This is a genomic window from Bradyrhizobium sp. CCBAU 25338 (assembly GCF_028128965.1).
Lineage (GTDB): Bacteria > Pseudomonadota > Alphaproteobacteria > Rhizobiales > Xanthobacteraceae > Bradyrhizobium > Bradyrhizobium liaoningense.
The window spans coordinates 15,303-28,985 of the sequence record NZ_LFKY01000029.1; the positions used below are offsets into that span (position 1 = coordinate 15,303).

Consider the following 13,683-nt stretch of genomic DNA (forward strand, 5'->3'; position numbering starts at 1 on the left):
TCAGTACGTTACGGGCCTGATCGCCGGCCACGACCGGGCGCGGCCCCGGTGACGCGGATGATCTCCGACTTCATGATCAGCACCCCGCGGTTCTGCGCGCGCCCGGCAACCGTGCCATTGTCGGCGATGAATTCGTCCCTCGGTGCCGCCCAGGCGTCGAGCCTCGAGCTGAGGAATGCGCGGTCAGGACCCGCGAGCCGCAGCAGCAGTTCCTTCACGCGTTCGGCCCGGCCGCGGCGCAGGAAGCTGTTGTTGTTCTCACGCCCCACGCAATCGCTGAAGCCAACGACCGAGAGACCGACCGCGGGATTGGCCCGCATCTCGGCGATTGCGCTCGCAAGCCAGGCCTGCAGCGTGGCGTCATGGGCGAGGCTCGGCTTGGTATGGCGCCAATCGACGCCGAAGTCCGCGACCAGCGCCTGGCTTGGCTGCGGGAAGACATCGGCAGGAAGGTGACCCGCCTCGGTCCTCGACTTCGCGACCTCGCCGGGCGCGTAGGCAGGACACGGACCCGTGAGCCGCCTCGGCGTATACCAGCCCTGTTCGTATTCGTCCTCGAACTCGTCCTGTTCGCCCTCGTAGCCGTATTCCGACTCGAACTCGAAGGCCTCCGGCTCGATAAAGAACTCGCCTGACTGGCCGGTGGGTGGCGGCGCTGGAGGCTCGGCCGGCGCGGGACTTGGCGGCTCAGCGTCAGGCGGCGGCGCCATCTGTACCATCGGCGCAACAACCGGAGGCGGTGGCGGCGGCTCGACATAAGCCGGCTCGGGGTATTGCGGTTCGTCGTAAGGCTGCGGGTACCGCATTTGGCCGTATGGCCAGCCACCGCCATACCAGCGACGCCAGCGGCGCCAGCGCGGGGCTATGCCGGCCGTATAGGGCTGCTGCCAGTAGCCATAACGTACCGGCTGCTGCATCCCGTAAACCTGCGATCCATAGACTGGCCGCGCCGACCACCACCGACTGGCTCCAAAGGGACGCGAGCCATAGACAGTCGAACGATAGGGACGCGCCGCGTAGTAGCGCGAAGCCTGGCCGGACGGCGAGTAACGGAACGACGGTGCGCTGACGCGCGATGTGTATGGCCGTTGCGGGTAAGCGCGCGGCGGCAGACGCGACAACCGTCGCCGGTGATCGCGGATCTCCGCTTCGCCGAATTCGGCTTCATCGGACTCCGCTTCGCCGAATTCTGCCTCGCCGAATTCGTCCATCTCGGAATTGAACTCGAAATCGCTGCGTTCGCTCTCGAATGCCCTGTTCATGATGTCCTCACTGACAGTTTGGTTGCGCGACCGGAGACGAGATCCCAGTGATGCTGCCGCGGCCGGCCCTTCACCGGGACCGCTGCATCGCCAACCGGTTCTGAAGGTGGATCGCCGGCATGGTGTGGTCGACCATCTCGGCGTTGGTGAGATCCATGCCGGTGACGGCACGGTAGGCGTGCAGGTATCCCTGGACCTCGGGTCGCCAGGAGCGGGCCCAGTTCTTCGCCGCCTCCTCGTTGTTGACGTCGATCCAGTCGCCGTAGCGGATCGTCAGCAGGATCTGCTCGCCATAGACACCGAGGTCGCGGAAGTAGGTGACCGGAATGTCGGTCCATCCCTGCAGCGCCTTCATGGTGTCGACCGTCGCCATCCACGGCTCCTTGTAGGGCACCATGCGGCGGCCCTGCAGGAAGTCGCGCATCTCCGGCCGCGACAGCAGCCATTGCTGCATCAGCATCTCGGCGCGCGCCGTCCACGGCAGATCGCCGAACTGGTTGTTCGCGCCTTCGGCCAGCAGGATGTGCACCTCCTGCAGCGCGTTGAGCAGCGCGAAGCCGTCGGCGATTACCGTCGTGTCGTTGTCCTCCTTGTAGAAGATCGAGCAGCGGTGCAGCAGATGGTGGAATGCCTCGAGGAATTTCGACCGGCTGTCCGCCGACCGCAGCGGCGGCACCGCCTTGCCGTAAAGCTGCAGGCCATACTGATGGTCGTATTCATAGGCGCGGCGCTTCACGGACAGCAGGTTCGGCTCGTCCTGAATGTAGCCCCACAACAGGTTGCCGAGCGGACGCAGCGGATCGATCTCGAGATGGGCGAGCGGATCGCGGTCTCCCCGCGCCCGCACGTTCTGGAAGCGCCGCGCGATGGCGCCGATGCTCTGCACCAGCATGCCTTCCTCGTGCCAGTACGACCAGATCAGCTCGAGCAGGCACGGCACCTGGATCCGCGAGCTGAGCACGCCATAGCAGTGCAGGCTGGCGATCTCCGTTTCGCCCTGGAAAGCGCTATCGAGTACACGCTTGATGTAAGGCAGCTGTCCGTGCGGGATGTAGGCGCAGAGCCGCGCGCGCAGATCCTCCAGCGTCACCTGCTCGCCGAAGCGCAGCGACTCGTCGTCCGGATCGAGATTCTTGATCTCCGCATGACAGCCGCCGCATTCCAGCAGCAGGAACACCTGCGTAGCGGTCTTCAAGAGCTCGTAGGCTCCGACACCGTAGCTGAACGGCTGCAGATCGCGCGCGTCGCGCACCAGCCGGCTCGCGAGCATCGAACCGCGGCCGAGGAGGTCGGTTTTCTGCTTGCAGAGCACGCCTTCGATGAACTCGGCATAGCGGGCGCCGCTGATCTGCCCCGTGCAACTGCGGATCAGCGACCAGAACGCCTGGTCACGGGTGCGTAGTGCGGCCGGACGCTGCAGCGACACGCGCAACGTGTCGCCGCGGCCGAGCGGCTGCGCCCTGACGCGTCCCGTGCCGGTCAGCACCACGGGATCGTGCCCGGACGTCACGGCGGATCCCCGTTCGTCCACCAGCCAGGCGCTGACGGTGTGCGTGCCGGCGAGCATCCCGCTCGTATCCCAGAACGCCTTCGTGACTGAGGTGTTGTCGCGGCGGATCGTCCCCTTGTTGCCGGCGTCAAACCGCCAGTGCAGCTTGGCGCGCTCTACGGGGGGGCCTGCCACTTCGAGGTCGATCGGCTCGCCCTCTTCAACGCCCCTTTCGCCGTCATTGACCTCCAGATGCCACTCCGGCCCGCCCTCGGCCCGGGTGGCTACGGTGTGGATCCACGTCTCACCGATCACGTGCGGCTTCTCATTCCTGGCGGCCACTGCGACGGTCGCGTGGTAGACGGCCGTTGACATCTTTTGCGGCGTCCATCGTGCCATTCGCGGATTGTGCGCATCGAGCTCGATATCCACGCCGTCGATTGCGAACACCGGGGGGCCGTGCTCCGCCGTGATCCTCTCCAGCTCCAGATCCGAGAGATTGACCGTGAGGGTCACCGTGTCACTACTCCGCAGAACCAGGTTGGCACTCGCCTGGAGCTCGACCGTCTGAATCTTCTTGATCATCTGATCCTCCTTTGAGCCTTCATGCAGCGCGGGCGCGCGCAACCGGCGCGGCCGCACAGATTTCCGACATGTCCAACGTGGCGCGCAGCGCCCAGAAGGCGAGCAGCTTGCAGAGCAGCAGGCTCTCGTCCTCGGGACTGAGCTTGCCGTCCGAGCGCGCTTGTCCCATCACGGCAAAGACCAGCGTCGGCTTCGCGCGATACATTTCCGATGGCTGCGCCTGCCAGGACCGGAACAGCGCAGCGAGCCGCGCGGGCTGCCGCGCCCCGGTGTCCATCACTTCGGCGAGCGACCGGCCGCGCAACGCCGGCGGCCGGTGGTTGATCAGCGCGGCCGCAAAAGCGGGCATGGTCGCCTGCAACTCCTGCAGCAGCGCCTGCATCTCCGCCGCCACGCCGTCCGGTGGGTAGAACGACTCCCATGTCGCGCTCAGCCGCTGCCATTGCGGGTGCGGATAGAGCGCATCTCCGATCGCCGCGCTGAGCTTGACGCGGATCCACGGCATCGGATGCGGGTCATCGGCGTTGAGGCGAAACACGAAGGCGCGCGGCAGGCTGACGACACCGATGAGCCCGAGGGTGGACGCGATTCCGACCCGCGCGACCGACCAGAAATCGGCGACGATCTCGGAGATCCAGCGTTCCCACAATTGCCAGGCGCGGCGGGCGGCTCCGGCTCCACGCTGCAGCCGCCACAGCGCCGGCCGGAGCGAATTGACCAGATCCAGCAAGGCTGCCGCCTGATGCCCGACCTCGTGCACCAGCGACGACGCGATGCTGGTGCCGACCATGCGCTCGCGCGGAACGCGGATGATGGCCACCGGACTCTCGCCGCCGCCGGGCATGCGCGTGCGCGCGCGCCGTATCGCTGCGCCGATGTCGCGATCGAGATAGCAGATGACCGGCGGCGGATCGTAATAGCCGGGCAGCGCGAGGGCCTCGGCCGCCACCACGTCGAGCCCGGACAGCCAAACGCCCGACTCGTTCTCGCTACGCTGCGTGATCACATCTGCGAAGGTGTCGAACTGGGTCAGCACCGCGTTGAACTTGAGACGCAGCACCGCGAAACGGCGCTGCGCCTCCTCGGCGCTGACCTCGTCGCCAGCCGCATTCAGCCAGGCCAGGTAGCGGCCGACCATGAGCCTCAGCTCGCGGCGCCCGGCGAGCAGGAAGCGGTCGATCGCGACCTCCGCGGCCGGGAGCAACGCCGCTGCGGGCAGCATCGGCTCCTGCAGCGCAAACGGCTTGACCAGCGCCAGCCGCGCCAGCAGGGCGCGCGTCTCGTGCAGCAGCATCGATTTTGCGAAGGAGCCGATCACGATACCCTGCCCTAGACGCCGTAAAGTACGATCTTGTTGCCGCGACGCCGCCAGCGGCCGCGCTGACCGCAGCGACATGGTCCGAGGTCGGGAGCGGGCGGCCGCAGCAACGCCGGAGCCAGCGCATTCGCCGCCTGGGCAATACCGGCTTGGGCCGCCTCCATCGCCTCGACATGCGGCCCCGCCGCGACCGTGTTCCTGACGGCGTCGGCGCCGACACGCACGAACTGCCGCGCGCCGGCGAATTCGCGATCCTCCTGTTCGAAACTTTCCGCTTCCATCTCGTTGCCCGCCATCGCCGCGAGGCCGTTGCCGATCTGCGCACCGAGCGGCCCACCGACGAACGTGCCGAGCGCACCCGCAGCGTGCGGCAGGATCTGCCGGACCGCGCCTTTCAGGATCCCGCCGATCGCCTGGCCGGACGGGGAGCTCACGAAGCTGCCGAGCGCACGCCCGGCCTTGCGGATCAGGTCGCCGAGAAACTGATCGAGCTCCTCCTCGCTGTTGACTTCCATCAGTTGCGCGGCGAGCTCCATCTCCTCGGCTTCGTTGAATACGGTTTCGCCGAGCCATTCGAGCTGACCGGCTTCGTAGTTCTCCAACTCGGGATCGGTCTCGAGCTGAATGCGGCCAATGTTGTGCATGCTGTCCTCCGCAGATCGAATGTGGATGGGTCCGCCCGAACGGTCGCGTTGCGACTGCCGCCGACGTTTGCGGCCGCGCGGGATCGTGTAGCGCCACAATCCCGGCGCGTTGCGCCGCGCCGCAGCCGCGATCGCGAGTCGAGCGGTTGTCGCCGGCTCCTGCGATCGCGGTGCCCCGATCGCGTCGCCCACCGCCTCGCTGGCGAAGCGCACGAAGCGTTTTGCCGCTGCAAGCTCGCGGTCCTCCGGGCCCAGTCCCTCGAGCTCGAGGCCGAATGCTCGCCCGGCCATGGAGGCTAGTCCGCTGCCTATCGAAGCGCCGAGGGGTCCGCCCGCGAAAGTCCCAAGCGCGCCGCCTGCGAGCGGCAACGCCGTTTTGATCACACTTTTCAGCCGGGGGCCGATCGCCTTGCCGAGCGGCGAGTGCACGATCGAGCCGGCCGCGCGGCCGACCTTGCGAATGAGATCGCCGAGGAACTGGTCGAGCTCCAGCTCGTTGCTGACCGCCAGCAATTCGCTGGCGAGGTCGAGCTCAGTCGATTCGTCGATGATCTCGCGGCGATCCGAATCCGCCAGCTCCGACGCCTCGGCCTCGAAAGTTTCCCATTCGGGACTGTATTCGGTGAGTGGGCTGGGCATTCCGAATTCCCGGGGCCAGGCAATCGCAACCGCGCGACGCTCATCGTCCCTCTCCGTTTCGCAAGGCGTGTGCCAGCCGCGCGGTCATTGAAAATGCGAGGAAAATCCCGCGATGGCCCTCGCCCGCGGGGAAGATGGATTCGCCGTAGCGGGGGAGCTGGCGAAATTGCCTTCGGGCTATCCCCGGCGACGCGGAGCCGCATAAATGCGCAGGAGGGGGCGACGTTGCGCGCCGGTTGTTGGCGGATTCGGTCCTCGATCGGGCCCCGATCAATAGGCAACTTCTCCGCAACCATGTGCCGGCTAGCGCTGGCGCGCGGCAAGTCTGCTCGAAGCGATTGACCGACGTTCGCCGGGCCTACAGCAGCATGCCGCCGGCAAAATCCTCGCCGAGATGATACATCTGGCCGACCAGCGCGATGCCCGCACCGAAGATGATCGCCCCGATGCTGGCGCAGAGATCGGCGAGAACGTTGCGGCCGGTCGCAGCGAACCAGGCGCCGAGCGCGCAGGTGACAATCATGCCGGCGAGCAGGATCGCGAACCGCAACAGCCGCGCGATCTCCGTCCAGTGCGCCGCCACGAAGGCGAGGAACGCGGCCGCGATCAGGAGGCCGCCGCCGGCGCGAGCACGCCATCGGCTTCCCATTGCGCAAGATCGGCTTCGAGGCGCTGCCGGTAGGATTTGTCGAACATCGTTGGGGATCACCTAGCGTCCGCCGGACGGCGAGACCTTGCTAGGTCGGATCGTCCAGGCGGTGGGTTCAACCTCCTCCTCGCAGCAAGGTTATCGCATATGGCTCTTTGCGCGAGCTGAGCGCGCGCCTCGTCCTTCGAGACGACAGCTTCGCTGTCTCCTCAGGATGAGGCTAAGCGGCATCGGAGCCCGCTGAAACCAGCGCCACGCACTCGGTCCTCATCCTGAGGGCCCGCCAACGGCGGGCGTCTCGAAGGATGGCCACAAGCGATATCACTCTCATGTGCGATTACCCTGCTCCTCGCAGCCGGCCTATTGAGCCGGCGAAGGAATACGACGCAGGACGTCGTCATAGGGCGCGAGGTCGAGATAGGCCGTCACCTCCGCGGCCTTGCCGTCCTGCATGCGCAGGATCCACGCATAGCTGTTCGCGTAGGACTTGCCGTCGCGCGCCACGCCGCCACCTTCCCAATGCGCGATGACGTGGTCACCGTCGGCAAGAATCCTCACGGCTGTCGGACGGACCGGTGTCGACAACCGGGTCGCGAACGGGCGGACCGCTCGATCCAGGAACGCATCGCGCCCTCGGAACTCGCCGGCGCTTGGACCGGATCCCTTGATGCGCCACACCACGTTGTCATGCAGCAGATCATTGAAGAAGGTGGTCCCTCCCGCCGCCCAGCGATCGAACGCATCGGTGACGATCCGCTTGTTGTCGTCCTGCACCGAGCTGGCCTGCCCGCAAGGCGCGGCCGTCGTCAGGCTTGATGCCGTGAAGATGACCGCGTAGACGCACCACGCGAGTGCGCGATTGACCATGGCAACCATTGTGTCTCCCATTCTGGTGCAAAATGCCGTCCTGCCCCGAAGTGATGCACGCGCGGCCGGTCGCGTTGTTGCTCGATCTACCCGCGCCGCGCGACGGTGGCGCCGCCAAAGATGAGCTGCTCGACCATCGGGCGGCGCAGGAAGCGGCCTGGAAAAATGGGATCTGGCGCGGTCGCCTGGTCGAGGCGCGCCAGCTGGTCAGGAGACAGCGTTATCCCGACCGCACTGAAATTGTCTTGCGCCTGCTCCAGCGTGCGGGCTCCGATCACCGGTGCGATGACTGCGGGATTGGCCAGCGTCCATGCGATGGCGACCTGCGAGGATGTCGCGCCGAGCTCCCAGGCGATGGCTCGCACCGTCTCGGCCGCATCCAGCGATCGCGCGGTGAGTAGGCCGGATGATGCGATGATCGAGGCGCGCGTCGTTCCGACGGCGCGCTCCTGGGAATCCCTGAGATCGGCCCTTGTGTACTTGCCGGTGAGCACGCCGCCGCCGAGAGGCGACCAGGGCAGCACGCCCAATCCGAGGCTCGCCGCCAGCGGAATGAGCTCATGCTCGACCGTGCGCTCGACCAGATTATATTCGATCTGCAGGGCAACGAAGGGCGACCAGCCGCGCAGATCTGCGATCGTCTGCAGCTGCGAAATGCGCCAGGCCGGCGTGTTGCAGATGCCGACGTACTGGACCTTGCCGCTGCGCACGAGATCGTCCAGAGCGCGCATCACTTCATCCGGCTGCGTCGTCGCATCCCAGCCGTGGAGGTAAAGCAGGTCGATGCGGTCGGTGTCGAGCTGCCGCAGGCTCTGCTCCACCGAACGAACCATGTTGAGCCGGTGGTTGCCGCCGGAATTGGGATTGCCGGGGTCGCGCGCCATGGTGAATTTGGTTGCGAGCACGAGGCGGTCGCGCTTGTCCCGGGCGAACTGGCCAACCAGGCGCTCCGAAGCACCATTGGTATAGTTCACTGCCGTGTCGATGAAATTGCCGCCGCGATCGACGTACAGGTCGAATATCCGACGTGCCTCGCCGGCGTCGGCGCCCCATCCCCACTCGGTCCCGAAGGTCATCGTGCCCAGTGCGAGGGGAGATACCCGCAAGCCGGAACGACCGAGCAGGCGGTAGTGATCAAGTGATGTCATCAGAGCCTCCATCGTATGGCGGAGACGTAATTTCCAACGAAAGTTGAGACAAGTTGGCCAATGATGACCGGGGTGGTAAGCTCAGCTAACCAATGAACACCGACCTGAACCTCGTCGCCGTCTTCATCGCGTTGCGGAAGCGAATAGCTTCCGTGGCGCCGCCGAGCGGCTCGGCGTGACCCGGTCCGCCGTGAGCCAGGCCATCCGACGCATGGAAGACCGGTTGGGCGTGGCTCTGGTCCAGCGAACGACCCGGAGCGTCAGTCTTACCGAAGCGGGCATGCGCCTGCACCAGCGCGTGGCGCCGGCGGTCGCCGAGGTCGAACAGGCGATCGATGGTGCGCGCGATCGTGACGCGCAGCCGACGGGGCAGCTGCGACTGGCTGTTTCGTCGATCGCCGAGCGATTCATTCGCGGGCCGCTGCTGGCCGAGTTCGCGCACGCCAATCCCGGCGTGCAGGTCGACGTGACCGTGACCGATGAGGAATTCGACATCGTGGCCGGGGGCTACGATGCAGGCGTCCGGCTCGGCGAGGTGATCGAGCAGGACATGATCGCCGTGCCGGTCTCAGGCGATCAGCGTCAGCTCGTCGTGGCCGCTCCGGCCTATCTGGAGCGGTTCGGCGCCCCCTCTCACCCGCGCGAACTTTCGCAGCATTGCTGCATCGGGTGGCGGCCGGCGCCGCACGTGGCTCCCTACCGCTGGGAATTTACCGAGGCGGGGCGCGAGTTCGACGTCGCGGTGAACCCGAGGATCACGACGAACGACATGTGGGTCATGGTGCGGACCGCCTGCGCGGGAGGCGGCCTGACCTTCGGCATGGAAGAGACCTTCCGGCCCTATATCGAGCGAGGTGAGCTGGTGCCCGTGCTGGAGGAGTACTGTCCGTTCTTCCCAGGCTTTTTCCTCTACTTTCCGGACCGGCGGAATCTTCCGCCGAAGCTGCGTAGCCTCATCGATCACGTGCGTTATCGGCCGGCCAGAAAGAGTTAGAAACTGCTGGCGGGCCACGCCCGAACAAGATGCACCGCGATCGCCAACTCGCGCTCTCGACAAAACCAGTCATCCAGCAAACCGTCAGCTGGCAGGGCCACGCGCCATGTCGATCAACGCCTTGAACGCGGCCGAGGGATTGCGCCTGCTAGGATAGTAGAGACACAGAGGTGCCAGTAGCGGCGTCCAGTCCTCCAGGACCCGAACGAGACGCCCCGCCTCGATGTCTTCGCGCACATCGGACTCCATGAAGTAGCCGATGCCGACATGGTCGAGCACCGTGATGCGCGAGAGGCTGGCCTCGTCCAGCGTGACAGGCCCTTGAACGTCGATCTGGACGGACTGACCCTCCTTTTCGAATTGCCAGCGATGCAGCGCGCCATTCGGCAGCCGGATGCGCAGGCATGAATGGCGCAGCAGGTCGGGAGGCACGCGGGGCTTACCGTTGGCTCTGAAATATTCGGGCGATGCGACCACGGCAAAGCTACGGGGAGGACCGACGGGAATGGCAATCATGTCGCTCGGCACCAGGTCGGCGCTCCTCAGGCCGAGATCGAACCCTTCGGCAACGATGTCGACGATCCGGCCCTCGGTGACGAGATCGATGTGAACGTGGGGATAGCGTCGCAGGAACTTCAACAGGAGCGGACCAAGAACCTCCCGCGCTCCTGTTGCGAACGCATTGATCCGAAGCGTTCCGGACGGGATTTCCTGCTGCGAACGGGCAGCCCCCATCGCATCGTGAAGCGTCTTTACGGCAGGCCCGACCTGATCGACGAAGTTCCGTCCGGCATCCGTCAGGGACACACTGCGCGTCGTCCGATTGAATAGTCGGACGCCGAGTTGGCGCTCCAGTTTCCCGATGACGTTGCTCAGTGCGGTGGTCGACAGGCCAAGTTCCAGCGCCGCTGCCCGGAACGATCCGCGCCGCGCGATGGCGAGGACAGCATCAAATTCGATCAGGCCGTGTTTCGGCATTGTCCCACTTTTCGCAACACCCCATGCCGGTTTGCCCCGATTATCGTGAGTGATGTCTATCTCTAAATCAACCGTGTCACGTCAAGGAGCCGAGCGATGTCGATCGAACTACCCAAACCCATAGCCGACTATGTCGAGGCCAACGCACAGCTCGACGTGGACGGCATGCTGAAGCCGTTCGCCGCCGATGCGGTCATCCTGGACAACGGACACCGTCATGAGGGCCACGCCGAAGTGCGGACCTTGCTCGAAGAGGCGGTGATCGGCGCGAAGGCGATATTTGTGCCGGATACCGTTCGCCACGAGAACGGTCAGGTCGTGGTCGAAGGCCTTGCCCATGGCGACTTCAAAGGCAGCCCCATCCGCTTCACCTATGGTTTCACGCTCGAAAACAATGCCATCAAAGCCTTGGAGATCACGCTATGACCATCAAGGCTGATCCGACCGAGTTCGCGGGAAAGCGCGTGCTGATCAGCGGCGGCAGCAAGGGTCTGGGCCGCGCCACCGTCGACCGCTTCCTGGTCGGCGGCGCCCGGGTGATCACCGCTGCCCGCGGAACCATGGAGCCCGTCGACGGCGTCGCGTTCGTCCAAGCGGACCTGACGACGGCCGAGGGAGGGGAAATCCTGGCCAAAGCCGCGCTTGAGCATATGGGCGGCGTCGACATCCTGGCCCATGTGATTGGTGGCTCGTCCTCGCCGGGCGGCGGCTTTGTTGCCCTGACGGACGATCATTGGCTCGCCGAGCTGAACCTGAACCTTCTAGCCACAGTCCGCCTTGATCGTCTTCTCGTTCCGCAGATGATCGAACGGGGCGCCGGCACGGTGGTGCGCGTCACCTCCATCCAGTCAGTTCTGCCTCTTCCCGAGTCGACCACCGGCTACGCCGCCGCCAAGGCTGCGCTCAGAACCTACAGCAAGTCGCTCTCCAAAGAACTGGGGCCGAAGGGCGTGCGGGTCAACGCCGTCTCCCCCGGCTGGATCATGACCGAGTCGTCCGTCGACATGCTGAAGCGTCTGCAGGCCGCAAATGGCGGCTCGATCGAGGAAGCGCGGCAAGTCGTCCTCGACGGTCTGGGCGGGATCCCGATCGGGCGTGCGGCCGAGCCCTATGAGGTCGCCGACCTCATCGCCTACCTGGCCTCCGATCGCGCCGCAGCGATCCACGGCGCCGAGTTCGTCATCGACGGCGGCACGGTTCGGACCGTCTGAAGTCCGGCCCCGACGTTCGCCCTCCGCGGCGGGCGCCGGGAAGCGGCTCCAGGTTAGAAATGGCAAGTGTCGGTAGCCGACGTCGAAGGCTTAGCTCGGAAATGTCGGCTTCGTCTCAGATGCCGGCATTCAAGAACTGAGCGCATAGGCGACGGCTCAAGCGACCGAAGCGTCGGCATATGGCGGCGTATCACAGAATGGCGGAGAGGGAGGGATTCGAACCCCCGATAGGCTTGCACCTATGCCGCATTTCGAGTGCGGTGCATTCAACCACTCTGCCACCTCTCCTGAAGGCGCCAAGTTAGGAGCTGCGGCCCCTGTGGTTGGGGGCGTTAATAGGCGAGGATGGCGGGCCAGACAAGGCGCGGGAGACGAAAATCGGAATGGTTTTCGCCGAACCCGCGACGGTCACGGTGCTGACGGCGCCGATTGCGGATTTTGGCGCGCGTTCGAGCCTTTCGGCCCGGAGTTTTCGCGCTTCGCCCGGCGCGGGGGCCGAGGCCGCAGACGCGAATCACGGCTCGAAGGAAAACAGACGGGGTGGGACCGCCAGACGCGGTAAACACTGGCGGTCCCGTGCCGCTCATTGAAATACTGGCCAGGAAGGGCGGCTTCGCCGGCCGAGTGAAAGCGGCGATTTCGACCGTAGCGTGTAGTCCGCATGGCGCAACGCAATCCGCCCCTTAACCTAACCAGTCAAGGTTACTCCTTGTCGTTCTTGCCCTTTTTCTTCCCGTTCTCCGTGGAATCGCGGTCTTTGCCGTTGCCGTTCTCCTTGCGGCGGTTGGTGAAGCGCGCGTTGCCGAGCCCGGTGCCGATGGTGAGCACGCCCCAGCGCTCGACATCCTGCATGAACGGCACTTCCGACAGACCCTGAACGACGCCGTCATTGTGCATCAGGATCGCCGTGTCGTGCTCGCCGATGACGGGGATCGCCTCGATGAGGCTCGCCGGCAGGTTGAACTTGCTGCTCTCCCAATTGCCCGGCAGGTTCTGCGCGCCCTTCTCGATCGAGCCGTCCGGGTTGATCACCCCGGGGCATGCGATGCCGATGAAAGGCGCGAGCTTGTAGCCTTCGTTCTCGGCTTCCGTGATCAACCCCTTCAGCATCTTGGTAAGCCGCTTCACCGCGGCTTCGCGCGTCGGCTCGTCGTCGGCGTGGCGCCACAGCTCGGAATGCACCACCTTGGCCTTCGACAGATCCTTGGCCTTCTTCCAGCCGGTTTCCACCAGGCCGCAGCGGATGTTGGTGCCGCCGATGTCGACGGCGAGGATGCTGTCATGGGCTTCGAAGATCCAGGACGGCGCCAGATGCAGCGCGCCGATGAGGCCGGCTTCGTCGGGATGATGGCGGATCGGCTGCAGGTCGATCTTGAAGTCGTCCGACTTCAGGATGATCTCGGCGCGGGCGATCACGAGCTCGCCGAGCCGGGAATCGCGAAAGCCGCCGCCGACGACGATGCGCTCGGTCTTGGCCCAGGCCTTGGTCTTGAGGAAGCGGCGCGTGACATAGGCGAGCTCCTGGGCGAAATCCTCGATCGCGCTGTGCACCACGGCCGAGGCCTCGGTGTCGTCGCCGACCAGGATGGCGTCCAGCGTCTTCTTGTTGATCTCCTCCGTCGGCACCTTACCGAACGGGTCCTCCCCCGTCTTGCGCAGCGGCTTGCGCCAGTGGTCGAGAATGTCGCGAAACGCGCCCTTGCTGGCGCGGTCACCGAGAAAGCCGCTGTCGTCCTTGATCTCGATGTTGAAGCTGTCGACATCGACCGACGGCAGGCGGCTCGCGCCGTGCTGGGCGATGCCCGTTGTCTTGACCAGCTCGTCCGTTGCCATGATAGCCCTTGCCCGCGAGAGATTTGCGAGGACAACGGCGAGGGAACCCGTTGGTTGCAGCCCGGG

The 13,683-nt window shown here is 65.5% G+C and carries 11 protein-coding genes, 1 tRNA gene and 1 pseudogene; 3 read left to right on the forward strand and 10 right to left on the reverse strand.

Going from position 1 to position 13,683, the window contains the following annotated elements:
- Positions 1-8 precede the first annotated feature (8 nt).
- From ACM42_RS10200 to ACM42_RS10230, 7 genes are all read right to left on the reverse strand, one after another.
- Positions 9-1,262, reverse strand: a complete 1,254-nt coding sequence (locus ACM42_RS10200; protein WP_271527801.1) for a hypothetical protein — start codon at positions 1,260-1,262, stop codon at positions 9-11.
- A 70-nt stretch (positions 1,263-1,332) separates the two neighbouring features.
- A complete protein-coding gene (locus ACM42_RS10205) occupies positions 1,333-3,336 on the reverse strand; it encodes a hypothetical protein (RefSeq protein ID WP_271527802.1) in 2,004 nt (667 codons plus the stop codon).
- Positions 3,337-3,355: 19 nt separating this feature from the next.
- Positions 3,356-4,630, reverse strand: a complete 1,275-nt coding sequence (locus tag ACM42_RS10210) for a hypothetical protein (protein WP_271527803.1) — start codon at positions 4,628-4,630, stop codon at positions 3,356-3,358.
- 35 nt (positions 4,631-4,665) lie between these two features.
- A complete protein-coding gene (locus ACM42_RS10215) occupies positions 4,666-5,937 on the reverse strand; it encodes a hypothetical protein (protein WP_271527804.1) in 1,272 nt (423 codons plus the stop codon).
- A 358-nt stretch (positions 5,938-6,295) separates the two neighbouring features.
- The gene (locus tag ACM42_RS10220) at positions 6,296-6,520 is read right to left on the reverse strand and encodes a DUF2157 domain-containing protein (protein WP_271527899.1); all 225 of its coding nucleotides are present in this window, start codon (positions 6,518-6,520) and stop codon (positions 6,296-6,298) included.
- Between the two features lie 426 nt (positions 6,521-6,946).
- Entirely contained in the window at positions 6,947-7,462 is a 516-nt protein-coding gene (locus ACM42_RS10225) for a nuclear transport factor 2 family protein (protein WP_271527805.1), read from the reverse strand.
- Between the two features lie 77 nt (positions 7,463-7,539).
- A complete protein-coding gene (locus ACM42_RS10230) occupies positions 7,540-8,601 on the reverse strand; it encodes an aldo/keto reductase (RefSeq protein WP_271527806.1) in 1,062 nt (353 codons plus the stop codon).
- 92 nt (positions 8,602-8,693) lie between these two features.
- Between ACM42_RS10230 and ACM42_RS10235 the strand changes: the two are divergent.
- A pseudogene (locus ACM42_RS10235) lies at positions 8,694-9,595 on the forward strand (LysR family transcriptional regulator).
- An 84-nt stretch (positions 9,596-9,679) separates the two neighbouring features.
- Here ACM42_RS10235 and ACM42_RS10240 read toward each other — a convergent pair.
- Positions 9,680-10,573: a LysR family transcriptional regulator gene (locus tag ACM42_RS10240; protein ID WP_271527807.1), complete on the reverse strand. Its 894-nt coding sequence runs from the start codon at positions 10,571-10,573 to the stop codon at positions 9,680-9,682.
- A 96-nt stretch (positions 10,574-10,669) separates the two neighbouring features.
- Here ACM42_RS10240 and ACM42_RS10245 point away from each other — a divergent pair, with 96 nt between their 5' ends.
- Both ACM42_RS10245 and ACM42_RS10250 read left to right on the forward strand, forming a co-directional pair.
- Positions 10,670-10,999, forward strand: a complete 330-nt coding sequence (locus ACM42_RS10245) for a nuclear transport factor 2 family protein (protein ID WP_271527808.1) — start codon at positions 10,670-10,672, stop codon at positions 10,997-10,999.
- Positions 10,996-11,784, forward strand: a complete 789-nt coding sequence (locus ACM42_RS10250; RefSeq protein WP_271527809.1) for an SDR family oxidoreductase — start codon at positions 10,996-10,998, stop codon at positions 11,782-11,784. The genes ACM42_RS10245 and ACM42_RS10250 overlap by 4 nt, the downstream gene beginning before the upstream one ends.
- A gap of 198 nt (positions 11,785-11,982) precedes the next feature.
- Here ACM42_RS10250 and ACM42_RS10255 read toward each other — a convergent pair.
- Both ACM42_RS10255 and ACM42_RS10260 read right to left on the reverse strand, forming a co-directional pair.
- Positions 11,983-12,072: transfer RNA gene (locus ACM42_RS10255), tRNA-Ser, on the reverse strand.
- A 414-nt stretch (positions 12,073-12,486) separates the two neighbouring features.
- The gene (locus ACM42_RS10260) at positions 12,487-13,617 is read right to left on the reverse strand and encodes an ROK family protein (RefSeq protein WP_271527810.1); all 1,131 of its coding nucleotides are present in this window, start codon (positions 13,615-13,617) and stop codon (positions 12,487-12,489) included.
- Positions 13,618-13,683 lie beyond the last annotated feature (66 nt).